General features: G+C 38.9%; 10 protein-coding genes. 5 read left to right on the top strand and 5 right to left on the bottom strand.

The genetic code is table 11. The features are described 5' to 3' along the window. Window positions 1-67: 67 nt before the first annotated feature. Window positions 68-2287 carry a T9SS type A sorting domain-containing protein gene (locus tag FHS59_RS09160; RefSeq protein WP_184494847.1) on the bottom strand — a complete coding sequence of 740 codons (2220 nt, stop codon included), beginning with the start codon at window positions 2285-2287 and terminating at the stop codon, window positions 68-70. Between the two features lie 155 nt (window positions 2288-2442). On the opposite strand from FHS59_RS09160, the gene FHS59_RS09155 reads away from it, so the two are divergent. The 3 genes from FHS59_RS09155 (at window position 2443) to FHS59_RS09145 (ending at window position 6352) form a co-directional block, all read left to right on the top strand. Further along, window positions 2443-3591 carry an Lnb N-terminal periplasmic domain-containing protein gene (locus FHS59_RS09155; protein ID WP_184496082.1) on the top strand — a complete coding sequence of 383 codons (1149 nt, stop codon included), beginning with the start codon at window positions 2443-2445 and terminating at the stop codon, window positions 3589-3591. A gap of 62 nt (window positions 3592-3653) precedes the next feature. Then, window positions 3654-5696: an excinuclease ABC subunit UvrB gene (gene uvrB / locus FHS59_RS09150; protein ID WP_184494846.1), complete on the top strand. Its 2043-nt coding sequence runs from the start codon at window positions 3654-3656 to the stop codon at window positions 5694-5696. A gap of 11 nt (window positions 5697-5707) precedes the next feature. After that, on the top strand, window positions 5708-6352 hold the full coding sequence (locus tag FHS59_RS09145; RefSeq protein WP_184494845.1) for an AlbA family DNA-binding domain-containing protein: 645 nt from the start codon (window positions 5708-5710) through the stop codon (window positions 6350-6352). Here the strand turns inward: FHS59_RS09145 and FHS59_RS09140 are convergent. Then, window positions 6327-7250, bottom strand: coding sequence for a 1-aminocyclopropane-1-carboxylate deaminase/D-cysteine desulfhydrase (locus FHS59_RS09140; RefSeq protein ID WP_184494844.1), 924 nt, complete (start codon window positions 7248-7250; stop codon window positions 6327-6329). The genes FHS59_RS09145 and FHS59_RS09140 overlap by 26 nt on opposite strands. Before the next feature lie 56 nt (window positions 7251-7306). Between FHS59_RS09140 and FHS59_RS09135 the strand changes: the two genes are divergently transcribed. Together FHS59_RS09135 and FHS59_RS09130 are read left to right on the top strand one after the other, a co-directional pair. Further along, on the top strand, window positions 7307-8341 hold the full coding sequence (locus FHS59_RS09135) for an RluA family pseudouridine synthase (RefSeq protein WP_184494843.1): 1035 nt from the start codon (window positions 7307-7309) through the stop codon (window positions 8339-8341). A gap of 1233 nt (window positions 8342-9574) precedes the next feature. Beyond that, window positions 9575-13798 carry a hypothetical protein gene (locus FHS59_RS09130; protein WP_184494842.1) on the top strand — a complete coding sequence of 1408 codons (4224 nt, stop codon included), beginning with the start codon at window positions 9575-9577 and terminating at the stop codon, window positions 13796-13798. A gap of 68 nt (window positions 13799-13866) precedes the next feature. On the opposite strand, the gene FHS59_RS23435 is transcribed toward FHS59_RS09130, so the two are convergent. The 3 genes from FHS59_RS23435 to FHS59_RS09115 form a co-directional block, all read right to left on the bottom strand. Continuing rightward, a complete protein-coding gene (locus tag FHS59_RS23435) occupies window positions 13867-20334 on the bottom strand; it encodes a glycine-rich domain-containing protein (RefSeq protein WP_184494841.1) in 6468 nt (2155 codons plus the stop codon). Window positions 20335-20593: 259 nt separating this feature from the next. Then, a complete protein-coding gene (locus FHS59_RS09120; protein WP_184494840.1) occupies window positions 20594-22234 on the bottom strand; it encodes an LVIVD repeat-containing protein in 1641 nt (546 codons plus the stop codon). Between the two features lie 199 nt (window positions 22235-22433). Next, window positions 22434-25643: a beta strand repeat-containing protein gene (locus tag FHS59_RS09115; RefSeq protein ID WP_184494839.1), complete on the bottom strand. Its 3210-nt coding sequence runs from the start codon at window positions 25641-25643 to the stop codon at window positions 22434-22436. Window positions 25644-25695: the final 52 nt, after the last annotated feature.

Genomic DNA, 25695 nt, shown 5'->3' with positions numbered 1-25695 from the left:
TGGGTTTAACGACCAAGATAAAAAAAATGAGGGAAAGACCGTTTTTGAGAATGGAAATATGCCTGATTTAATTTCTAATTAGTTTGAAAACAAAAACTTGATCCTTACCGATGACTCTTAAAATGTAATATCCGGTTCCTAGCCCTTCAGTCAGAGAGGTGATTTCAATATTTTCATACTTGCTCTCCAAGATCAATTTTCCATCCATTCCGAATATTTGGATAGGGGAATTCAATGCTTCGGCTGGGAGTTTTAAGTATAGTTTTTCATGGGTCTGACTTGGGTTTGGAAAAAGCATTTCCTGGAATTCTTTCGATTTCGGAAGTCGCACGGCAGAACTGTAGGTCACTCCATGTGAATCAGTCAATCTTAGTTGATAATAAGTCTCTCCATGTGGTAAGGGTAAAGAATCTACATATTCACCAGGATTTGGAAAAGGATAAGGCATAGACTTTAAAAGGATTTTTGTCGTGTCAGTCCCATGAATTCTCAAAATATCTAGGACCGACCATTCATTTAATCCCTCCATTTCCCACTTGATATTTGGTAGACCATTTTTCCAATTTACAGTTACATTTCTCCATCTGATGGGAAGTATACTTAGAGTTCTATAACTACCAACGGTAAAATTCACTCCTGCTAAATCATCAAAAGTCAATGTCCTTCTTGCCCAAAGGCCCGGATCCAAGCCTGGTAAATGAGTTCCTGGGGCGGCATACCCTGTTCCTACAATTCTTAAATCATCCACTTGGTCTACAATCAATTTGTCTGCTGAAATCCTTAATTCCAAAGGGTTTGAACTAGGATTCAAGCCAGAAAATTGGAAGTAGCTGAAAAGTCTATAAAGTATTTGAGTTGCATCGTTATCAGAAAAGGAGGAGTTGTATTCTGCTCCTTGGTATTCCGTAAAGTTGATTTGTAAGTTTCCTCCAGCGGAGGTTCCCAGCATTTGAATTTTTCTGATCCCGCCATGGTACCGATCAGCAAATGGAAAGGTACCATTTGTGGCATCTAAAGTCGTAGGTACACCGAAATAGGTGAAGTTGTTAACATTGCTCCAAGAACCACTTGTGTACTTTAGCTCTCCTGTCAAAGATGTGTTAATTGAAAGGTCATTATTCTGTAAATCAATTTGTCCTGAAATCATTTCCAAATCATTCAGGACTATCAGGTCTTGTTCGAAGGAAACGCTGGAGGATACTTTATTAAGAGTAAGGTTGCCAACAATCATTGGGAAGCCTTCAACACTTTGATCTTCAGCTCCAGAAAATTCAATTTCTGTGGAATTGGCAAGAAAAGTTCCAGTTCCGGTCTGAGCAATGTCTCCTGAAATATTCAGATAAGATGGAAATGACAAGTTTTGGGATCCTTGGAGCTCCAAATCATGAAAAGTGTCTGGAGTAACTGAACCCGCATAGGTGCTTCCTAAGAAGGATTGTGGATTAGTATAATTTCTAAAAATCACTTTTCCGTCCAATTGGAAAGTCGCGGCTTCGATTTTTGGGCTATCGCCTTCTAATATTAATTCTCCTCCATCTTCAATAATAAAAGTAGATGCACTATTTGGGGTTCCAGAAGTTCCTGACCGGAACAAAATCCCAGAATTACATTGAGAAATTAAGGTACCTCCATTTTCGATAATAAAATCTCCAAAAGAGCTAGAACCAAACATTGCTTCATTATTAAATGAAAAAGAAGCGCATGTATTTGGAATTACACTCGTATCAATTGTCTGTAAAACGGTTCCCGACTTAATAGTGAATTTTAAGGCTTTGAATGTTTCGTTGACCTGTAAAATGATACCAGGTCCTGGGTCAAATTCTACGGAATATCTACTGTTTGTGGTAAAACCGCTCCAGGCATTTGCAGGAATAATGACCCGGGAATTCCCCCTAAAAATGAGTTTACTGGAGATCGAGTTTCCAATCCAATTTTGACTGTTCCAAGTGCCGGTTGGTGTTCCAGGAGCTGGCCCGGAAAATGCATTTAAACTACCATATACTTCCAAAGAAAATCCGTTCAGATTTAATTTTTGTCCAGCTCCAGTTTCAGAATTAATGAATATATTTTTTGCCGATTCATTAGATGTTAAAATCAAAGTGTGCGTTTGATCAATATAAATATCGTTTAGAAGATTAGGTTTTACTGAAGCAGGAATCCAAATGCTGCCATCAAAAACATTCCAGGTTAATGGATTCGAAAAAATTCCATTCTGAACTGTTTTATAAGCGCCTACTTCTTGAGAAAGGAGATCTTGCCAATGGGCAATAACGATTATAACTGCCAAAAGAAACTTGTATATTCGGCAGATTAAAAAACTCCTAAAAGGATGGTATGTAGCCTTTGCTAGCATAATAAAACTATTGAAAAAGTGTAACTAATATAATAAAATCAATTTTGAATAAGAAGACTTTCATTCATTTATTTTTTGGTTTTGTATTGATGGTCATTGGGTTAACTGACTCTTTCGCCCAGCAATACCGCGTCAGCTTACTGACCTGTGATCCAGGTGAGGAGATCTATAGTTCCTTTGGGCATAGTGCCATTCGGGTATTGGATCAGGAGACCGGAAGGGATCGGGTGTATAACTATGGTACTTTTGACTTTGGGGCGCCTAATTTTGTCCTGAACTTTGCCGGAGGCCGACTGGATTATTTTCTTTCGGTGTCTACTTTTGACCGGTTTATTGCAGAATACAATTACTTCCATCGCTCCGTGCGAGAGCAGGAACTGGATTTAAACCAGGAACAGAAGTTGGCTTTGATTGCCTTTCTGGAAACCAATTACCTTCCCGAAAACAGAAATTATCGCTACGATTTTTTCTTTGACAACTGTGCGACTAGAATCAGAGATGTCATGGAGGAGATTTTAGGCAATCAATTGGTATGGCATGACGAGGAGCAGGAGGCAGTGGATAAATCCTTTCGCCAGCTGATTGATGAAAAAGTATTTTACATGCCTTGGTCAGACTTGGGGATAGATTTGGCTTTGGGTTCACGGTTGGATCGGGATGCCACTCCTAGAGAAGAGCAATTTCTTCCAGAATATATGGAAGAAGCTTTTGCAAGAGCAATGATAGAAGGGGATGGACCTACCCGCCCTTTAGTAAAGAATGAACGGGTGATTTTGGATTTTCAGCCAGCAAATGAGTCATTGGGTGTCATAAATCCTTATTTGCTTTTCTGGATCCTTGCCATTGTATTTACAGCGATTACCTTTATAGGCTTCCGAAAGAAGAAGCTTTATATCGGATTTGATCTGGTGTTTTTTGGGATTTTGGGAATCATCGGACTCGTGATGACCGCACTTTGGCTAGGGTCAGATATCCCTTCCACAAAATGGAACTGGAATATTTTATGGGCATTTCCAGGCCATTTAATTTTGATTCCAGGATTGCTGTCCAAAACCTTGAAACCTTGGCTAAGACCGTATTTGCTATTCGCATTGATACTAGCAGATGCCGCAGTGGTGTTTTGGATTTTAGGTTGGCAGTCCTTTCATCCAAGTTTGATTCCGCTTTTGTTGGTCATTATTTTAAGGACAAATTACCTTTATTATAATGTCGCCCGTTATAAATTAGGCGCTGCCTGAAAATCTTTTTTTAGATAAACTATTTGGGCACTTAGAAGTGTTAGGAGAAGATAGATTGAGCTATGGATTTTAAATTAACGTCAGATTATCAACCTACCGGTGATCAGCCAAAAGCAATTGAGAAGCTAACCGAAGGAATCAATTCCGGAGAAAAAGCTCAAGTGCTGCTTGGTGTTACGGGCTCGGGTAAGACTTTTACCATTGCCAATCTGATTCAACAGACTCAGAAACCCACGTTGATTTTGAGCCATAACAAGACTTTGGCGGCTCAGTTATACGGAGAGTTTAAGCAGTTTTTTCCTGAAAATGCGGTAGAGTATTTTATTTCCTACTACGATTACTATCAGCCGGAGGCCTTTATTCCCAGTTCAGGAACTTACATAGAAAAAGATCTCTCGATCAATGAAGAGATCGAAAAACTTCGATTAAGTGCCAGTTCGAGCTTATTGACCGGAAGAAGAGATGTGATAGTAGTTGCGTCTGTTTCTTGTATTTATGGTATCGGAAACCCTGAGGAATTTGGTAAAAGCGTCATTCGACTTCAGGAAGGAGATAGGATTCCAAGAAATCAATTGCTTTTCAAATTGGTGGATATTCTCTATAGCCGAACCCAGCAGGATTTGACTCATGGTACTTTCCGGGTGAAAGGCGATACCGTTGATATTTTTGTTGCTTACGCGGATTGGGGTTATAGGATTTTCTTTTGGGGCGATGAAATTGAAGCGATTCAACGGATTGATCCTGCCACAGGGAAGAAATTGAATGACGAGAAGATCATTTCTATTTTTCCTGCAAACCTGTTTGTAACAGGAAAAGATACCATCAATACTGCAATCCATGAGATTCAGGATGATATGGTGGCCCAAGTGAATTTCTTTGAAAAAGAAGGCAAATTTCTAGAAGCAAAGAGACTTCAAGAGCGGACTGAATTCGATCTTGAGATGATCCGTGAATTGGGTTATTGTTCCGGTGTAGAGAATTATTCCAGATATTTTGACAGAAGACTTCCGGGTACAAGACCATTCTGTTTGCTGGATTATTTCCCGGATGATTACTTATTAGTGATTGATGAAAGTCATGTTACGATCCCGCAAGTAAGAGCCATGTGGGGCGGAGATAGATCCAGAAAGGTCAATTTGGTTGATTTTGGCTTCCGATTGCCTTCAGCTTTGGATAACCGACCATTGAAATTTGAAGAATTCGAGGACCTGACCAATCAAGTGGTTTATGTTTCTGCAACGCCTGCTGATTATGAGCTTTCTCAGACAGAAGGAGAGATTGTGGAGCAAATTATCCGACCTACCGGTCTGCTAGATCCTACGATTGATGTACGACCTAGCCAAAATCAGATTGACGATTTGCTGGAAGAAATTGATCAAACCATCAAAACCGATGCGCGTGTTTTAGTGACGACGTTGACAAAGAGGATGGCCGAAGAACTCCAAAAATATCTGGAACGTGCAGGGGTGAAATCCAGGTATATTCACTCAGAAGTGAAAACGCTAGATCGGGTAGAAATTCTTAGAGAACTTCGTTTGGGGATTTTTGATGTGTTGGTTGGAGTAAATTTATTGAGAGAAGGGCTGGATTTACCTGAAGTTTCTTTGGTAGCAATTTTGGATGCAGACAAAGAGGGTTTTCTTCGAAATGAAAGAAGCTTGGTGCAGACCATCGGTAGGGCAGCGAGAAATCAAGAAGGCCGGGTAATTATGTATGCTGATAAGATTACTCCTTCTATGAAAATGGCGATTGATGAGACCAAAAGGAGGAGAGCAATTCAGATTGAATACAATAAAGAAAACGGAATCACTCCAACAACCGTTATCAAGTCCAGAGACAAAATCATGGGTCAGACGAAAGTTGCTGATTCGAAGAGAAATGCAAAAATCTATGCCGAACCTATGCCAGGCGAAGCAGTAATGGCCGCTGATCCGGTGGTTCAATACCTAAGTAAGGAGAAGTTGGAAAAGCTGATTTTGCAAACTCAAAAACAAATGGAGAAAGCTGCCAAAGAATTAAACTTTATGGAAGCTGCTAGATTAAGAGATGAATGGCAATCTCAGAAAAAACGTCTGGAAGAATTATCTAGAGGTCCAGGAAATTGAAGAAATAGAAAATGACTCTTCAGGAGGTAAAATATTTGGCTTCACAGGGAGAGGGCTTGAAGATAGAATTCAAAAAGAAAGCTGCATTTCCTGAGAAGATTGTGAAGGAATTCATTGCGCTGGCCAATACGGCAGGAGGTGTGGTGATGATTGGTGTAGATGATGATGGGACAGTTTCTGGTCAGAAATTCATTGAGGAGGAGATTTATGTGATGGAAAAAGCAATTCAGGAGCTGATTTTCCCAAAACTGGATTATGAGCTGTTTCGGATAGATCTAAATGCAAAAAAAGGAGTTGCAGTTTTTAAGCTTGAGAAGAGCTCTAACCGTCCACATTTTTTGAAGGTTGATAAAAAAAGGCATTCTTTTATTCGGGTGGAAGACCGAAGTGTGCAGGCAAGTATCGAAGTTTGGGAAATTCTCAAAAGAAGTAAGAATCCAAAAGACACCGTTTTTACCTACGGAAGGAAAGAGGAGGTTTTATTGAAATATCTGGCTGAAAGCGAAAAAATAACCCTTAAAGAATATTCCAAACTGGCAAAAATCCCCAAATTTTTAGCATCCAAAACATTGGTCAGATTGGTTTTAGCAAACGTTTTAAGAATTCATCCTCAAGAATCTGAGGATTATTTCACATTACGGGAACAGGGAGTTTGATTCCCGTTCTTTCGGTAAATCCTCTGTTTCCCTGCAAACCACCTGAATGAATCATTAGAATTTTTGCTCCATTCTCGAGCTCATTTTTCTTAATCATCTCCCAAACTGCAAAAGCTAATTTTCCCGTGTAAATCGGATCCAGAACGATTTGGGTTTTATGATAAAACTCCCAAATAAAATCGATCAATTCCTCATTGTATTTGGCGTATCCCCCAAAATGGAAGGTACTTTTGATTTCCATTATACCTGCCGGGGAAATATGGTGTTTATCCAGTAAGTTCTTTATTTCCTGATGGATAAATTCTCCTTTCAATGAAGAAATCCCAATCAACTTTTGAGAAGGTTTTATGGAAGCTGCTAGTCCTGCAAAAGTACCTCCTGTCCCGATGGAACAGATGACATGGCTGAATTCTTCATCTTGGTTCTGCAAAATTTCGGTAGTTCCCTTAATGGCAAATTTGTTTGTTCCTCCTTCTGGAATCAAGAAGAAATCCCCGAATTTTTCTTTTAAATTCTCAATAAACTCTAAGTTTCCCTTCTTTCGATACTCTTCTCGGCTGACGAAATAAAGTTCCATTCCCTTGGATTGTGCTTCCAATAGAGTAGGGTTAAGGGTAGTGGTTGTGTCCCCTCTAATAATTCCAATCGCATTTAGATTTTCTGCTTTCGCACCTGATGCTGTTGCAGAAATGTGATTAGAATAAGCTCCTCCAAATGTCAAAATGGTGTCTTTTCCTTGGGATTTAGCCTCTTCGAGGTTGTATTTGAGCTTAAAAAATTTGTTTCCTGAGATTTCTGGATGGATCAAATCAAGGCGTTTTACAACCAGTTTTATCCCTTTCGCATCCAAAATAGGATCATTTATCGGTTGGTTGAGGACAGGGTTTGCGTTTAGCATTTGCTTGATTTCTGGGATTTTGACAAAGTTAAGTGTGAACCTCTTATTTTTGTGTCATGAATATAAATCGGGAAGAAGACTTTGAAGAGGAAGAAGTCGAATTGTTTGAGCATTTTAGGCTTTTGGTGGATAAAGGTCAAGCGCTAACCAGAATTGATAAATTTTTAAGCGACAAGATTGCAAATGCTACCCGGAATAAAATTCAACAGGCAATAGACAATGGAGCAATTTTGGTAAATGGGAAGCCTACCAAATCAAATTATAAGATTAAGCCCAAGGATGATATCCAAGTGATGCTTGCCAGTCCTCCAAAAGAGACAGAGGTATATTCTGAAAACATTCCCCTTGACATCATTTTTGAAGACCCATATCTTTTGATTGTCAATAAGCCTCCTGGCATGGTGGTGCATCCGGCTCACGGCAATTGGTCAGGTACTTTGGTAAATGGGCTGGTTTATTATTTCGAAAATTTACCTGAAATGAAGGGTAATACGGGTAGGCCTGGATTGGTTCATCGTATCGATAAGGACACCTCTGGTCTTTTAGTGATTGCCAAAACCGAGGAGGCAATGACGAACCTTGCCGAGCAATTTTTTCATCATACGATCGATCGAACTTACCTGGCATTAGTATGGGGAGAGCCTGAAGAAGACGAAGGTACTATTACTGGTCATGTGGGTAGAAGTGCCAAAAACAGAAAAGTTATGGATGTTTATCCAGACGGAAGTCAGGGGAAACATGCCGTAACGCATTGGAAAGTATTGAAAAGACTTCGATATGTCTCATTGATTCAATGCAATCTGGAAACAGGTCGTACCCACCAGATTAGAGCACATATGAAGTTTCTTGGACATCCACTTTTTAATGATGAGATGTATGGAGGAAATAAGATTCGGAAAGGAACGCAGTTTTCAAAGTATAAGACATTTGTACAGAACTGTTTTGATCTAATGCCCCGGCAAGCATTGCATGCAATGTCACTTGGATTTATCCACCCAATTACAAAAGAGAAGGTTTATTATGAGGTTCCGCTTCCATTAGATTTCCAATCTGTGCTTGATAAATGGGGGGCATATGTAAATTTTGAATAATTATGTCGATCAATTCGTTAATAAAAAGTAATTTTTGTTGCTGAATATTCAAAATAAGGATCGTTTTTTAATTAAATAATCAATCTTGTTCGTTCCTATTGAAAAATCGGTAAAATAGTACTATGAATTAGCTATTATATTTTCAAAATAATATTTTTCAATCGTTTTCATTAAAAATACTGTAAATATTCAGTTTATTTTTTAGATAATTTGCAAAAATAAGTCAAGCGTACCTATATTTGAATCATCAACAAAGACAAAAGGTCTCTAGCGATTTATACTGTAGGATGTTGAAATTGGCAGACAAGCCCTCCTGTCTCGGGGGTGGAGGTCATGGGATAAAGCATTTAGCGAGCTCGTAAATTTGCCTAACTACTCCGTGGAGGTTCGAATCCTTCTCCTACAGCAGGTTATTTTGGGTTTATTGTTAATTGACTAAAACCATGAAATTTTGTTTCATGGTTTTTTTTATGCCCAAATTTTTTCAAAGTAAATACTATTTGGTTTTTGAGTTCTTATGCGATAGAATATATGGCATAACAATTAGATAGTAAAAGATTAACAAATTCGTAAATTTCAATATTAAATCTGGACTGTAATTTTATAATTGATAAAAAAATATTCTATACATTTAAAATAATGTAAAAAATAAAATATTTTATTGTCAAAATTTTAATAAACCAATGGTATTTCTAATTTTGGTGCATCAATTAAAAGAAGTTGATACAAAAAACCCAAAATTCATATTCGGTCAGAAAGGATTTGTTTTCATTTTTGATTCCTAATAAAGGGTTGTTATTTACTAGAAGGCGAAAAATATATTCGCTCTCAAACCTATTTACCTAATTCATTGTAGGATGTTGAAATTGGCAGACAAGCCCTCCTGTCTCGGGGGTGGGGATCCGTCACGATTCATTTCGGGACTGGAACTGAACAAAGCGTAATTCAAACCGGACTATTGCCTAACTACCCCGTGGAGGTTCGAATCCTTCTCCTACAGCAAGAAAAAGCAACGCTACCACGTTGCTTTTTTTCGTTTACCGACACTTTTACCAAAATATATTTTTTGTTCAAATTGGGTAATTTAGGTTAAATTTAGAGCGAATGTTAAAACAAAAACATCAATTTAAATCGTCCCATCCCTTTCGAAAGAAAATTCTGAAATGGGTTATGTTCGCTTTTTTGGGACTCCTATTTTTGGAATTTATAGTTTATTTTGGATCTAATCTCTTTTTGTCAAATTGGGCAAGAACCAAAATCAACGACGCTACTTCGGATGTTTATAACGTAGAATTCAACAGGATCAATTTTTCTCTTTTGCGTAGAGGAGTGTATCTCGATGGGATAATTATGAAGCCTGCGGATGAAATTGGGGCGAAACCCGGACAGACACTTTTTGATTTTTCACTTGATGAATTAGCCTTTAAAGGGTTATGGTATAGTTTCTCTGATAATATATTTTACATAGGAAGACTTCAGTTTGATAACCCAAATATCAGCATGAATCTTCCGGAAAATGCTGATACTGAGGTTTCCGAGTCAGATTCTTTGAGAACTAAAAAAGAATCTCCAATCAAAAAACTAGAGGAGGAAATTCAGAAAAGTATAGCCAAAATTAAGCTGAATGCTTTGTTTGTTAGGGAGTTGGAAATCAATCATGCAGATTTATTTTTCCTGAATTTCTTAAGTCAAAATTCTCTTAAAGCCCAAAACACAAAGTTGCTAGTTCGGGACATCAATCTTACGACTCAAGAAGAATGGGAAACGCCCTTCAATGCCCGAGGCTTTGAATTTGATTTGGAGGATGTCAATTTTCCTTTGCCAGATGATGTACATCAAATTACTGCGGATAAAGTATTTATCAGTTCGCTGGATAACCAAATGGATCTAGAGAATTTTAAATTGTCCCCGAATAAAGACAAAGAGAGTAAGTCTTATTATACGGCAGAATTAAACCAATTGAGAGTCGGAAATGTCGATTTGAACCAGGCTTTTATGACTTCTCGGGTTTTGATAGATGAAATAGTTTTAGATGATCCACATTTCAAAGTTGAAAAATTAGGAAAGACCCAGAAAGACAGTGCTGGAACAGGCGATCTTAATGAATTAATTGAGGGCTTGTTAGAATCCATTTCTATCAAAGAACTGGCAATTAATAATGGAAAATTTATTTCCTCAGATGCTTATGATACTTTGAAAAACAGGATAGATGTAGAAGGTCTTGATTTTAAAATGGTTGAGTTTTATCTGGGTGGAGATGAAGAAAAAAAACAAAACCAATTTTTCTATGGAGAGGATGCTTCTATGGAAATCCGAAATGGAAGTTTATACTTGTCTGATGAGGTTCATTTGATCAATGGAGAACGAATAAGCGTTTCTTCTTTCAAAGATGAAATAGCGATCGAAAATGTCAGTTTACAGCCCAGAGATGGCGCTGTGGAAAGTAAAGATCCCTCTCATGTCATAAAAATTTCTCTTCCCAAAATGGAGTTGACTCAAGCCAACTTAAAACTCCTTTATAATGAAGGAGATTTTGAAATGGATGTGTTGATGCTCAATTCACCAGAAGTGGAGATCACAGAATTGAGAAAAAAGGAAGGTGCTTCTGAGAAGAGAGTTACAGTTAAAGACTTATTGGAAGGGTATTTATCAACAGTCAAGATCGGCAAATTTGATTTGGATAATGGCAAGATCCAATTTAAGAATGAAGCTGGGGAGCGAAGCAATGATATTGGATTCGAAAGCTTTAGTCTCGAGCTTGATGATGTTTTTATTCAGCCAAATTCTTCTCAAAGTATCAGTGAATTATTCTTTGCTAAAGATCTGGTTTTGAGTTTGGATAAATATCACCTAAAACTTAGAGATAATTTACATGACTTCATGGCCGATAATGTGACCATTGATTCAAAAAATTCTCTATTGTCCATCAAAGGATTGGTTATCAAACCGGAAAATCCAGATCAAGTTCAACAAGTATTAGATGCTTATGGCAAAAGTGTGATTTTGGATTTCCATATACCGGAGTTTAGAGCAGAAGGATTTAATGTGAAGGCAGCTTTTGAAGAGGAGAGGTTAGAAATCAAACAAATTCTAATCCCTAATCCGGAGTTGGAAATGACAAGGTTCCGGAAGAAACAAAATCCAAAAGGGACTGCTTCAATAGAATCCAGCGGAGAAATCGTTGATCTGTTGACATCCTATTTTAATGTTCTCAAAATTGATTCTTTAAGCTTTTCTCAGGGTAAAATAAAATATGAAAATTATTCTGGTTCCAAGGATATAGCTTTTCAGGAGGATAATTTCTCTTTAAGTCTCCTGAATTTCTATGTAGATCGATCTGGGACAAATTCCGAAAACAAGACATTCTTTTCGGAAGAGATTGATCTAATATTAGATAATTATGCATTTAATCTTGCCGGGGGCAATTATGTGGCTACTACCAATAATTTGAGCTATAATTCTCTTGATCAAACCATACTTATTGACAGTTTGAAATTGATGCCAGGAGCTAATTTGGACAGCAAAATTGCACTATCTCTTTCCCTTCCGCAAGTCGCATTTAAAGGAGTGGATATTGAGTCTTTCCTGTTTGAAAATATGTTGGATTTAGAAAATCTTTCAGTGACAGGTGGTGAAATCAACATAGAAATTGACAGGGATTTCAAAAAGGATGAGGCTGAATCAAAAAAGGAGGTAAAAAAAGCGCTTCCAAAATCCATTGAATTTCTGAAGATAGATTCTATTGAAGCTGTTAATTCCACTTTGGGTATCAATTTTCGATCAGGAACCAGGGAAGCTCAGTCTATTCAAACAAAATTTGACTTGGGGATCCAAGGATTTACTTTTGATTCTGCCTCAAATACCAGAGAAGACCTTTCCGGTTTGTTTTCTCAGATAAATCTATCACTGCAGGACTTCTTGTTTACTTTGCCTGATAGTTTGCATACCATCAAGTTTTCCAGTGTAGATGTGGACAACACACTTGACGCAACTATATTTTCAAATTTTGAAGTCATTCCAAAGGAAACCAATATTGCGCCTGGATCTCCAATCATTTCTGCCAAAATTGAAAGTTTATCTCTACAGAATAATACTCTGAAAGAGATTCAGGAAACTGGAGTTTTTGATTTGACGAAAATTATTCTGACAAATCCTGTTTTTGAAATCTATTTGGATTCAGCAGAGAAAGAAAAGGTTGAGAAGAAGTCAAAACCAAAAGATAAACCCGGATTAATCCAGTCTATTTTATTACAGGATATTTTAATCAATAATGGCAAAATCTCTTTATTTAATAAAGAAACAGGACCAATTGATCGATTATCTTTTGATGGTGTAAATTTCGAGTTGGATGATCTAAACCTCGATTTAATTGGTAAAAATCAAAGCATAAGTCCGCAGTTATTACTTGAAAAAGATCTGAATCTTTCCTTGTCAAATTATCATCTATTATCGGAGGATAGTCTGAATAAGGTGGAAATTGGGAAAATTAGTTTTCTGGATAATGATCTGATTGTAGAAAATATCAGTTTTGGTCCATCAGTCGGGCGTTATAATTATTTGAACCAACAAGGATTTCAATCTGATGCTATTGATGGATTGATTAAAAAAGTCACTTTGGAGAATATTGATTTCAAGGAGTACTTTGAAAACAAAAAAATCAGAGCTCAACAGATCTTTTTAGATAATTTGGAATTAGATGTTTTTAGGGATAAAAGACTTCCTTTAAAGGAAGGGGTTTATAAGCCCATGCCTCAGGATTTGCTTAGGAATGCTTCTTTTGATTTGGAAATAGATTCTGTCAAGATTAGAAATGGAATTATCCGTTACCAAGAGTTTGGTCCAAAATCAATGCTTCCAGGGGCAATTTACTTTGGGGATTTAAATATGGTCATGTCTCCATTTGTGATGACTAAAGAAGAGGAAGAGTTTCCTTACGAGTTTACTCAGGTGAAAGCCAATACCAAGTTGATGGGAGAGGGAGAAATCAACCTTCATGCTAAATTGTTTTATAAAGATCCTTACCCAATGGAGGTTCAGATAGAGATGGGAGAATTTGATCTTACCTCAATTAACAATATGGTGTCTAGAGGAGTGTTTGTAAAAGTTCTTGACGGAAAAGTGACTGATGGAAAATGGAATTTTACTGTCGATGATGATGTGGCCAGAGGGGATATGGATTTTCAATATGAAGATTTGAAAATTGAGTTTTTAGATAGTTTGACTTTGGAAAGGGGAACGGGTAAACTCAACCTATTGACATTTTTGGCTAATACGATTGTTAAAAATGATAATCCGAGAAAGTTTTTGAACAAGCGGGTTATTTCTAGAATTTATTATGAGAGAGATCAGTCGAAATTTATTTTTGGTGGTTGGTGGCGAGCTACATTTAGTGGATTGAAAGGTGCTTTGGGATTAGGTCAAGCGAAGGCTCCCAGAAGGAAAGAAGAAGATGAATAGAATTCGAGAAATATAAAAAACTAAGCCCTTTGAAAAATATTCAAAGGGCTTAGTTTTTTAATGGGTATTTATTTTCTGACGATTTTGATTTGTTCAGAATGATCTCCCCAAATAAACTGGACGATGTAAATTCCAGAAATGGCATTTTCCAAATACGAATTCACTGCAGTGTTAACTTCTTCAAGTGTTGCTGCTGTATAGGTTTGCACCACGCCTCTTACATCCGAGATTCTAATAATGATTGGTTCATCATTGTACTTGGCAGTATTTAATAGTCCTACTACCACAGATGTTCTGTTTTCACTTGGGTTAGGATAAATGATCCAATTGGTTTTTCCTTTGAGTCCAGGAACCTGAATAGATCTTGTCACACTATAAGAGAACGATTCATCATAGTCCACCTGCTTTAATCGATAGAATACATTCCCACCGGTCGTAGGCAGAGTTTGATCTATAAATGCATATTCAGTTGGAGATTCAGAATAGCCTTGACCTTTGACTTCACCGATTTTCTGCCACTGATTGGTAGTATTAACAGCTCTCTCTATTTCAAAATGAGAGTTCTCCCATTCTTTAGAGGTTCTCCAATTTAGTTCTCCAGTTCGATTTTCATCATTGAAGTTCGCTTCAAAAGATTGGTATTCGACTTGGAGGATGCGGAAAACAGGATAAGTAATAAAAACGCGACCTGTTCCACCGTATCCTCCACCACCAGTTCCGCTTCCGCCACCAGATCCAGTGCGAGATGCTCCGTTGGTTCCTGATCCTGTGACGCTACCATTTCCACCTAATAAACTACCGTCTGGCGCTTCGCCACCTGGACCCGGAGATTGCATTTGTGAATTACCTTCAAAGTTAAATCCATTTCCACCACCACCACCACCAAAGTAGTAAGTAATTCCACCGAGTGTGAAAGAAGATCCATTTCCTCCCTCACCACCGAATGCATTTCCAGCTCCGGCAGCTTGGCCATCAAGGTCTTTTTGAAGAGTATAAGCTGCACCTCCACCACCACCACCAGCTGCGGCACCTTTAGTTGGATCATTAGTGAAGGTTTTTTTTGCACTTCCACCTCCATTAAAACCAGTAGATCCACTACCTCCATTATTATTCACTACATCAGCTCCTGTGAGAATTCCGTTAAAGGCACCTCCTCCGCCAGAAGCACCGGACCCTCCAGCAGGTAAATTATCTGATCCACCTCCGCCGCCACCCTTTGCACTAAGAATGAATGGATTACCGTCAACAATTCCAGTTACAGAGGAACTATCCCCATTAAAACCTCTCATTGAAGTTGAGGTCGCTCCGCTACCACCATCACCAACAATTATATCAAATGTACTGCTTGCGGGTAAGCCATAAGGGTTACTTACATTTACCGTAGTTTGAGCAAATCCGCCAGCTCCACCTCCACCAGCAGCTTTGCCCATTCCACCACCACCACCGCCACCTACAGAAGTTACCGTAAATTCAGTCAAGCCTTGAGGAGCATCCCAATCTGTGTCGCAAATAAATTCAATAACAGCAATCCCACTTACAGCTCCATCATCAATGACCTCAATACAATCAAAGGAGTTTGCGTCAGGACATGAATAAGATATCAGAACCTGTCCATTGTCTCCGGCACCACCTCCACCAGCGGCATAGATAAGGCTGCTTGTTACTGCGTCTGGAAGTGAAGAATCGCGGGTAACGTAAGTATTTCTCCCATTTGGAACAAGGGACCCATTATTTTGGCCAACAAAAACTCCTAGGGGTTCACCCGGAGTCACAGGAATCGTAATTAACTTGGATTCTCCACTTGCTCCAGCTCCGAAAGCCTGAATAGTCACCTCTAAAATCCCTGCAGGGACATAAAATGTTCCGTTTGAATTAAACGGAGCGCCGCAAACGCTGAAATAGGTGGTATTGACTGGGTCATTAACATCCAAGTCTATCGTACATACGTCTGTTACTTTTTTAATGTTTTTTATAGTAAGAGTATAGACATCTACATCTTCATCATCAAGTGGGATGGAGTTGAACGATCCCCTGCCATTTGATACCGAAAATGAAGAAGAAGTGTACTCGGCGGGAGGATTTATACCATCATCAAGGATATAAGTGACTTCATAAATTCCATTGGGAAGTTTAGCTAGATTTCCATTAATCGTAATATTCGCAGAACCTCCTGCCACAGTTGCAGATACAGAGGAGACTGAAGTCAATTCATAATCGGGAGTAACATCTATTGTTCCCGTGGCTGTCAGGCCATTAATACAACTTCCTGTTAATGGTATATTATAGGTATAAAGCCCTGTAGTAGTCGCTGTTCCAGAAAAAGTGATTGTATTTCCAGAGAATGTAGCAGAAATACCGGGAGGTAATCCATTTACACCAGGCACTCCGTCTTGATCAATAGCTGTTACTCCTGATGTGGTTTGAGTAAATGGTGTAAGTGTTGGGCTACTTATACATACACTTGGGAATGATACAGAAGGAGCGCTAACTGTAGCTAATGGAGTAACCTCAATTGTACCAGTTGCATTGACAGTTCCACATCCTCCTGTCATTGGAATCGAATAATTAAATGTTCCAGATTCGGTTGGAGTTCCAGTAATGGTAATAGTATTACCAGCCCATGTTGCAGATACTCCAGCTGGAAGACCATTTACGCCTGTATTGTCTCCATCATTTGCAATTCCCGTTGCCCCTGTCGTAGCTATTGTAATAGCTGAAAGAGGAGAATTAATGCAAAGTGTAGGACTAGAAGAAGGTGCAGCGGCAGTATTATCCGGCGTAACTGTGATGGTTCCTGTGGCATTCACAGTTCCACAACCTCCTGTCATCGGAATGGAATAATTAAATGTTCCAGAAACTGTAGGAGTTCCAGAAATGGTAATAGTATTACCGGCCCATGTTGCAGAAACCCCAGCTGGAAGACCATTTACGCCCGTATTGTCACCATCATTTGAAATACCTGTTGCTCCAGTAGTTCCGATTGTAATACTAGTCAAGGCAGTATTTATACAAAGTGTTGGACTAGATGAAGGTGCGGCAGCAGTGTTATCAGGTGTTATAGTAATTGTTCCTGTTGCTTCAACAATTCCACAACCTCCTGTTAAAGGAATAGCATAATTAAATGTTCCTGATTCTGATGGTGTACCTGAGATGGTAATTATATCACCTGACCATGTTGCGGAAACCCCTACTGGAAGTCCATTTACACCTGAATTGTCGCCATCATTTGCAATACCTGTTGCTCCTGTGGTGGCAATAGTAACACTTGGCAAAGTAGTATTAATACAAACTGTTGGGTCAGAAGATGGAGCGGCTGCAGTATTATCAATACTAACTGTAAATGCTCCAGATAGATTTGAAATCACATTAGTTCCACAAGCACTAGAAACCTCAACAAAATAATACATGGTGGTTCCTTGGGCTGTGGTTAGGGGAGTAAATGTATCCGAATCTGTTCCGACAGCTGTAACATCTGGTCCAGTCTTGGAAGCTGTGGTGTTGCTATACCATTGATAATGCAGCGTGCCAGTTCCAATGGCATCAACTGAGATAGGATCGAACGTATCAACATCACAAATTGTCTGTCCACCTAATTCTTCACTATCAATGGAAGTTGGAGGTGTTACTGTGAATGCTCCGGATACAGCCGATGGGACCGTTCCACAATTACTTGAAGCTACTGCATAATAATAATATGTTCCGACTTCGTCTGATAATGGGGTATAATCCTCACTATTGGCACCTGATATTAAGGTTCCTCCTGTATTTGAATCTGAAGTATTTCTGTACCATTGATAAGTGACAGTTCCTTCACCAGACGCTAAAACGGATAATGTTGGAAAAGGATCTCCCAAACACTCTGTTTCATCTGAAGTGGATGGATCAAGATCAATGACCGTTATGGGAGGATTGACTCTAAATTCTCCCGAAACTGTGGAGGTTTCAATTCCACAATTTCCTGTAACAACAACATAATAAAAGGAAATTCCTTCTGTAGTGGAGGGAGGAGTAAATGTGTCAGAGGTAGCTCCAGATACTGCAGTACCACCTGAATTTGTTTGTGTTGGAACAGAATACCATTGGTAACTTAAGTCTCCACCTTCTGCTACGACTGTTAATGGGTTAAAACCATCTCCAAAACATTCAACACGGTCAGTATTATCTGGCTGAGTTGTAATCGCAGTAATTGGATCTACGGTAACAGTAATAGTAAAAGGCATTCCTGCACATGTTCCGCTGAGTGGAGTAACAGTATAAGTTGCAGTTTGGGAAGAACCCGTTGGGTTAACCAAAGTACCAGAAATACTATTTGCTCCAGTCCCTGACGCTCCACCAGTTATCCCTCCTGTTACTGCCGGCGGATTCCAAGAATAAGTGGTTCCTGCCGGGATTATACCATCTGTACCATTTGAAGGAGTAATAGAAAATGAACCCCCTGTACAAAGATTAATGTCAAAATTATCAATTGATGCATTAGGATTGACGAAAATCGTACCAGTAGCATTGACGGCCGGATTGTTACATCCCCCGGTAAGCGGGATGGAGTAATTGAAGGTACCGGAAGCAGTTGGTGTTCCCGAAATGGTTATAGTATTTCCTGCCCAGGCGGCTGTAACTCCAGCAGGCAATCCAGTCGGAGCACCGATTCCAGTTGCTCCGGTGGTGGTATGTGTGATATTGGTCAATGGGTCGTTGATACACAGAGTCGGTGCAGAAGATGCAGCTGAAACAGTATTATTTGGAGAAACAGTGATGGTTCCAGTAGCATTGACGGCCGGATTGTTACATCCCCCGGTAAGCGGGATGGAGTAATTGAAGGTACCGGAAGCAGTTGGTGTTCCTGAAATCGTAATAGTATTTCCTGCCCAGGCGGCTGTTACTCCAGCAGGCAATCCAGTCGGAGCACCGATTCCAGTTGCTCCGGTGGTGGTATGTGTGATATTGGTCAATGGGTCGTTGATACACAGAGTCGGTGCAGAAGATGCAGCTGAAACAGTATTGTTTGGAGTAACAGTGATGGTTCCAGTAGCATTGACGGCCGGATTGTTACATCCCCCGGTAAGCGGGATGGAGTAATTGAAGGTACCGGAAGCAGTTGGTGTTCCCGAAATGGTTATAGTATTTCCTGCCCAGGCGGCTGTTACTCCAGCAGGCAATCCAGTCGGAGCACCGATTCCAGTTGCTCCGGTGGTGGTATGTGTGATATTGGTTAATGGCTCGTTGATACATAGAGTAGGTGCAGAAGATGCAGCTGAAACAGTATTGTTTGGAGTAACAGTGATGGTTCCAGTAGCATTAACGGCCGGATTGTTACATCCCCCGGTAAGCGGGATGGAGTAATTGAAGGTACCGGAAGCAGTTGGTGTTCCCGAAATGGTTATAGTATTTCCTGCCCAGGCGGCTGTTACTCCAGCAGGCAATCCAGTCGGAGCACCGATTCCAGTTGCTCCAGTGGTGGTATGTGTGATATTGGTTAATGGGTCGTTGATACACAGAGTCGGTGTAGAAGATGCAGCTGAAACTGTATTGTTTGGAGTAACAGTGATGGTTCCAGTCGCTGGGGATTGACCAGTTATACATCCACCAGTCATTGGGATAGAGTAACTAAATACTCCTGTTGTTGTAGGTATTCCAGAAATTGTAATTGTATTACTTGCCCAGTTAGCGGTAACTCCGGCAGGTAAACCTGTTGCAGCCCCTATGCCCGTTGCCCCTGTTGTGGCGAAGGTAATTGGTGTTAATGCTGTATTAATGCATTGTGTCTGATTGGGGGCGGCGCTTATTGCGGTATTTGCAGGAAGTGAGTAGGAAATAGTTATTTGGCCATTCGCGCCTGATCCTCCTGGTTGATTTGTATTATTGTCTTTAAATGCTCCACCTCCACCTCCTCCTGGACCTGAAACTGGACTAGAACCAGCACCTCTTGATCCTGATCTACCATTACCGCCATTTCCTCCTCCTGAAGGAGCAGTTGCCCCATTTAAATTGTTGGCAGTTACACCTGGTAGTGATGTTCCTGATGAAGACCCTCCACCTCCGCCATAGGAACTTGTTCCATTAGCTCCATTTCCTCCAGAGTATTTAATAGTTCCTACTCCGCTTGCTGCACTTCCTCCAGCACCAGCTAAAGAAGAGTTATCACCACTTGAATTTCCACCAACTGCTCTAACTAGGTCTGTACCCGGGGAAGATGTTAAATAGAATCTAGAATTTCCTCCAGAGGATGCGGTGTTGCTCCCTGAGCCGACAACATAAGTATAAGTTTCCCCTGGAGTAACAGTTAGAACAGATAGTGAATAAGCTCCACCTCCGCCACCTCCACCTTTACCTTGATTTCCTGCACCAGTTCCAGACCAAGAACCGCCCCTTCCTCCTCCTCCCCAAGCTTCAACCGTAATTGAAGTTACCCCACTGGGAATAATGATTGTATTCGATCCCGAAGTATATGTATTGACTGTTGGGCATTGCCCATACGCATCCCACCCGACAAAAATCAGTAAGAATAATAATATACAATGGTATAGAATTCTACTCATTAAAACTTAATTCATAAATTAAATTTCGTATAAACAAAATTGCATTTCAAATTTAACAGGTTTTGATTAGATTTCTACCAAATTTTCATGTAACTAGCTAAAAATAAATATGTTCTCATTTAATAAATATTGAAAATTTGAGGGAAAATAGTATTTATAGACTGTATTACATATTAATTCATAAAAATTATTTAATTAGGTGATAAAAAAAGCCAATCTATTAAAAATTGGCTTTCGTGATGGATTGAAAGGAGTTCGTTTAATTTAGTTTACCTTCAGTATCAGTGTAGCTTCCAGTTATCTGTGCCCCACTATTGACAGTAACCGTTCCGTATACAGTGATGCTATTCCCTTCACCTACAAACTCAAGCGTTGCTCCACTATTCAGTCTCAGATCACCATAGATCACAGTGCTGCCATGAAGTTGAAGTTTCGACTGGCTGTTGATATTCAATGTTGAATTTTTACGATACTGCCCAAAAGCGAAAGAACCGTTTACAGTCATTAAACCATTGCTATTTATATTCAAATTTTGTTCAACAGCAAGAGATCCGCAAAACAAGAAAGTTCCGCCGACATTGACATTTTTCAGTGATGCTGCTCCAGTATAAGCTTGGGACTCATTACTATTGATATTAAGATTACTGCTTCCGGTATAAGCTGATAAACCTTCGCAATTGATACCAGATCCGGTAGGTGGAGTAGGGGTCTCTTCCTGAACATTGATTTTCATGATTTGTAATCCTCCGGAGCCGGTGGCAACAAAAACAAACTCTTCTTCATTTCTTACAAAATTGGAGGATCCGTCTAAGTCCAGTACACCGAATTCTTTGATAGAAGAGATTTCAGAAACATCAGAAATGGAAATTCCAGCTGCTCCATTGGCCATAAATAATAGACCTTCGTCTACAGAAACTGCATTGGTGACAATATCTCCAGGTTCTACATCATCTGGATTGATTGGAATTGCAAGTTTTTGGATCAAAGAACCATCAGACATTTCATAGATCCCTGCACCTTTTGCTCCTTCAGAAACAAATAGGTGATTATTTTCGATTTCCATGGTTCTTTTGGCTCCTGCCACATCCAGGCTTATTGGAATCGTAAGAACTTCTGAAAGAGAATTTGGATCCAAAATATGAACACCTGAAACGCCACTCAATACCGCCAATTTATCATTACCAAATGCCACCGCTCTCAGATCTTCCATTTCGGATGAAGTCCCTGGAGTATCGGAAACATCAAACAGTCCAATAATTCCAGGGTTTCCGCTGGTTAAAGCAGTGTTATTTGTTGTATGTGCGACATCAGTAGCTACAAAACCTGGAACTGAAGTATAATTAAAATCCGAAGTGAACTGTCCTGCAGAAACAGATACGGTAATTAAATTGGCTGGTGAAGACACTTCTGAGTTGGCATCAATATTAACTGCTGCTGCCAAGTATAATTTCCCGCTTTTATAAGCTACAGAGCTTATATCAGTATCGGTAAAGATAGCTTGGGAAGTGATTTTTGGATTATAAATATCAGAAATGTCAAAAATTTCGATAGCACCTAAATAGGTAGGACCTTCAGTATTGTAAGAAACAAAGGCATAATTTCCATCAATATCGACATGAGTTGCCTTCAGTGTATTTCCATCATACACAGGAGCTGTCACTTGGGAAATTAAAACCAATGGAAGTTCAGATGCAGGGATTTCGTCTTCCGAAATTCTTCCAGATTCCAGTGTTGGATCAGTGATTCCTATAACTCCGGAACCTTCTCTGGACATTCTTTGACTCAATAACTCTGAGTCGTTGTTAATTAAAATCGAATCTTGAAGAAGAGGATCTGTTTCATTGGTACATGAGAAAATTGCCATTGCCAAACAAATCCAGAGAAGTACATGTTTTTTCATTCTATTTAGAGGAGTGAATTATTTGTCAAACAATAAATTCTGCTTTTTATATACACAGATGTGGATTTAATGTTTGAAATATTTAAGTTTATATCAGTAAAATTCAATTTATTTGATTTTACTGGTGCAAATGAGGGTAAAAAACTAAATAAATCAATATGAATTTTCAGATTTTTTTAAAAAAATAAAACTCAACTGATTAATTTCTAATGATTTTATGAAGTTCTATTTGATTTCCCCAAGTTATTTCAATGGTATATATACCTATTGAAGCTGTACTGAAATAATCTCCAATATGAACTGATAATTCTGAAATGCTGTAACTGGAGAACGTCTTATAATTTCCCAATACTGAAACAACCCTTACTTGGATAAGCTCATCTGAATAGTAAGTTGAATTAAATAAGCGCAAATTGAAATCTTGTCCTGAAGTGGGATTTGGATAGATCTTCCAAATACTTTCCGCATTAGTCTTTGGTATGTTAATTGATCTAGTATTGGAATAACTATAGCTTCCGTCAATGTCTACTTGTTTTATTCTATAAAAGACATATCCACCACTTAAAGGGAGGTTAAGATCTTCGAAACTATATTCAACCGGTCCATCTGAATAACCATTGCCTTCTACCCGACCAATTACTTCCCATTCTCTAACAGTATTAATAGCTCGCTCAATTTCGAAATGAGAATTTTCCCATTCTTTACCTGTAGACCAATTCAAGGAAGTTAGGTGCTCTGAAGATTGATAAGTTGCAGAAAAATTAAGGAATTCAACAGGGAGAATTCGACAGCCACCGTAGTAGGCAGGGCTCGAATTAACATAAATTTGATCATTTGATAAATCTTCAGGATAGCTTCCTGTTATTGAGCCGCTAGGACGCCTTTGATCGCATATTACTAATTGACTCGAGCCATTTACAATTACAGATCCACTCCAATAGCTTGTTTTAGTTAGGTTAGATTGGATAAGAATGTCTGCATTGTCATTTAGGGTAAGGGAAGCAGAACCTGAGCTACCAACATTGACGCTTCCCTGAAATGTGACAAAAGCATCATCATTTATTTGAAACAGATTATCGATTGTGGTATTCCCAGAAACATAAATGTCTGAATTGTCATTTACGTAAAATTTGGATTGACCAGAGCTTGTAACTTTTAAATCATTGCCGACCCTAATACTTGCCATTCCTTCTGAAGAGAAAGGAAACCCATTTATATTAATATCACCTGTTGTAGTTACTTTCCCTGTGGTTTTCACAATTATAGAATTTCCTCCTGATCCATTTGAAGTAATAGATCCTGTCGAGAGTTCACCTGCAATATCCACAGTAAGATTTCCATCTAAATTTAGATTAGTAGCAATAGATAATTTACCAGTTTCACTTAAATTTAACTTTCCACCACTACCGCCAGATGTTATTGAATTAGTCGTATAATTTCCATATATGTTAAGTTCAGCCCCTGTAGCTCCATTTATAGAAGTCTGATTAATAGATATTTCTGTATTTTCTCTTGCATTTAAAATCCCTCCCCTACCACCGGCATCTCTAAAAGTGAGGTTTCCTGCAATAATATAAGGCAGAGGGGTAAGATTAGAATCATTTGACAGATTGATTATTCCATTTCTCGAAATACTAAGAGTATTGGTTACCTCAATTCCTCCTGTTGCACCAATATTTAATGTTACATCATTTGACCCGTTATTTGCTAGAAGCGTTAAATTGTTATTAAATGTGGCTTTTCCATTTAGAATAACACTTGTAGGATCATTATTTGTAAAAAAAGTTACGTCATTATTAAATGTTGCGGTCCCATTTAATGAAATCGTGCCAGCCATTATGGTTGAGTTAGTTACATTTAAAGTGCTAGATGAAGAATTGTTAAAAGTCATCGTCGCCACATTTGTATCAAAGCTAAGGGTGGAAATATTTAACGTTCCATTATTGGTAACTGACCCACTACCATTTATAGATAAATTACCTATATGAGTATTATTATTGATATAAGAGCCTGTACCTGAAACTGTCACAGGCCTTGTGATGGATCCATTATTCACAAATGAACCATCATTAATAGTAACTACTCCGCCTGTTTGACTCCCTCCACTAGCAATCGAAAAGGTGGTATTTGGGTGGTTCATAGTAACATTTCCTGATTGAATACCCGAATTATTATAACTTCCGATATTGTTAAGAGTAATTGTATTGGAAGAGTTTCCGGAGTTAGTGAAGGTGGAAGAGTTATTAACAATCACTTGTCCGGATTGTGTTCCATTACTAGTGTATACTGAGGAATTGTTTAAAGTTACCTGACCAGATTGTGTTCCTGAATTAAAATAAGAAGAATTTGTGTTCACATTTATTGAATTCGAAACCGTTCCTTGATTGGAAGCCGTACCGTTTTGTATGTTAAGGGTTCCATAGTTATTATACCGTCCGCTGGAAAATACATTGAAAGAGCTTTGGGAATTGTTTAAGGTCAAATCACCTTGTACAGTTCCGTAAACATTGACAGTGATTTTATTAGATGTATTATAATTGGTAAAGAATCCTGAGAATGTAACTCCAGATGCAACACAGATAGTTAGATCACTTCTGTTTTGAAGATCAATAGCATAGCTTCGATTGCCTCTAATGCAAATGGTAGCCCCATTTTGGATCGTTCCAGTTATTGTGTTTCCATTTACAATAACATCACATCCTGCGGGCCCACAACCAGCGTTTGCATTTAAGATTTTACATATTTCTGAACCATCACTATCGGAAGTCCAAGAAATATTCCCTGAGCTACCTGCGACTCCAGAGACAGTAGTTGGACAAAGGTCAGTTGCATCTCCAGTCCAACCTGTAATATTCACCCCTCCAGTACCAATAAAAATATCAGCTTCACCTATGACTAATTCTGAGTTGGGGCCTTGTAGATTAATTTCAACCCCAGAAAGTGTAAAATCATTTCGGCTCGATTCTCTCGAATCGAGTATTAACTTTCCTCCATCTTCTACACATATTGTAACGTTTGTTAATTCTGTTATATAAACCAAACTTAAAGTGGAACCACTTCCAATTACAATACAACCTCCTTGGATGCTAAAGCCTGGGTTATTTCCTTCATTTCCTCTATCTAAACTTAAATCGGCTCCGTTTGCCAATATTACTCCCCCTAATTCTAAATCATTTTCTTCCCAATGATAGGTAGCATTTGTCCCATCAAAACGAGGGATTGACGATCCGTTATTGATTTTTCCTGTAGGTGTCCAATTAGAGCTACCATTTGTGACTGTCCCTGAATTCTTTCCATTATAAGTTTTAGTGCTACTGCATCCTGTGCACTGTTGACCCCAAACCTCTCCACTCCAAAACATCTGGGCACAGCAGAAAACCAGAAAAACGAACAGAATTCTATTCTTCATCAAATAGTTTGTTGGAAATAAGGGCTAGGGTAGGCCCAAGTAATTAGTGATT

Origin of the sequence: Algoriphagus iocasae, assembly GCF_014206875.1 — a bacterium.
GTDB lineage: Bacteria > Bacteroidota > Bacteroidia > Cytophagales > Cyclobacteriaceae > Algoriphagus > Algoriphagus iocasae.
This window is presented reverse-complemented; position numbering and strand designations above follow the sequence as displayed.

What these genes read in the sequence shown, in the direction of transcription:
- FHS59_RS09155 (WP_184496082.1), top strand. Translation starts at nt 2,443, where the DNA reads ATGGTCATTGGGTTAACTGACTCTTTCGCCCAGCAATACCGCGTCAGC.
- uvrB (WP_184494846.1), top strand. Translation starts at nt 3,654, where the DNA reads ATGGATTTTAAATTAACGTCAGATTATCAACCTACCGGTGATCAGCCA.
- FHS59_RS09145 (WP_184494845.1), top strand. Translation starts at nt 5,708, where the DNA reads ATGACTCTTCAGGAGGTAAAATATTTGGCTTCACAGGGAGAGGGCTTG.
- FHS59_RS09140 (WP_184494844.1), bottom strand. Translation starts at nt 7,250, where the DNA reads ATGCTAAACGCAAACCCTGTCCTCAACCAACCGATAAATGATCCTATT.
- FHS59_RS09135 (WP_184494843.1), top strand. Translation starts at nt 7,307, where the DNA reads ATGAATATAAATCGGGAAGAAGACTTTGAAGAGGAAGAAGTCGAATTG.
- FHS59_RS23435 (WP_184494841.1), bottom strand. Translation starts at nt 20,334, where the DNA reads ATGAGTAGAATTCTATACCATTGTATATTATTATTCTTACTGATTTTT.
- FHS59_RS09120 (WP_184494840.1), bottom strand. Translation starts at nt 22,234, where the DNA reads ATGAAAAAACATGTACTTCTCTGGATTTGTTTGGCAATGGCAATTTTC.
- FHS59_RS09115 (WP_184494839.1), bottom strand. Translation starts at nt 25,643, where the DNA reads ATGAAGAATAGAATTCTGTTCGTTTTTCTGGTTTTCTGCTGTGCCCAG.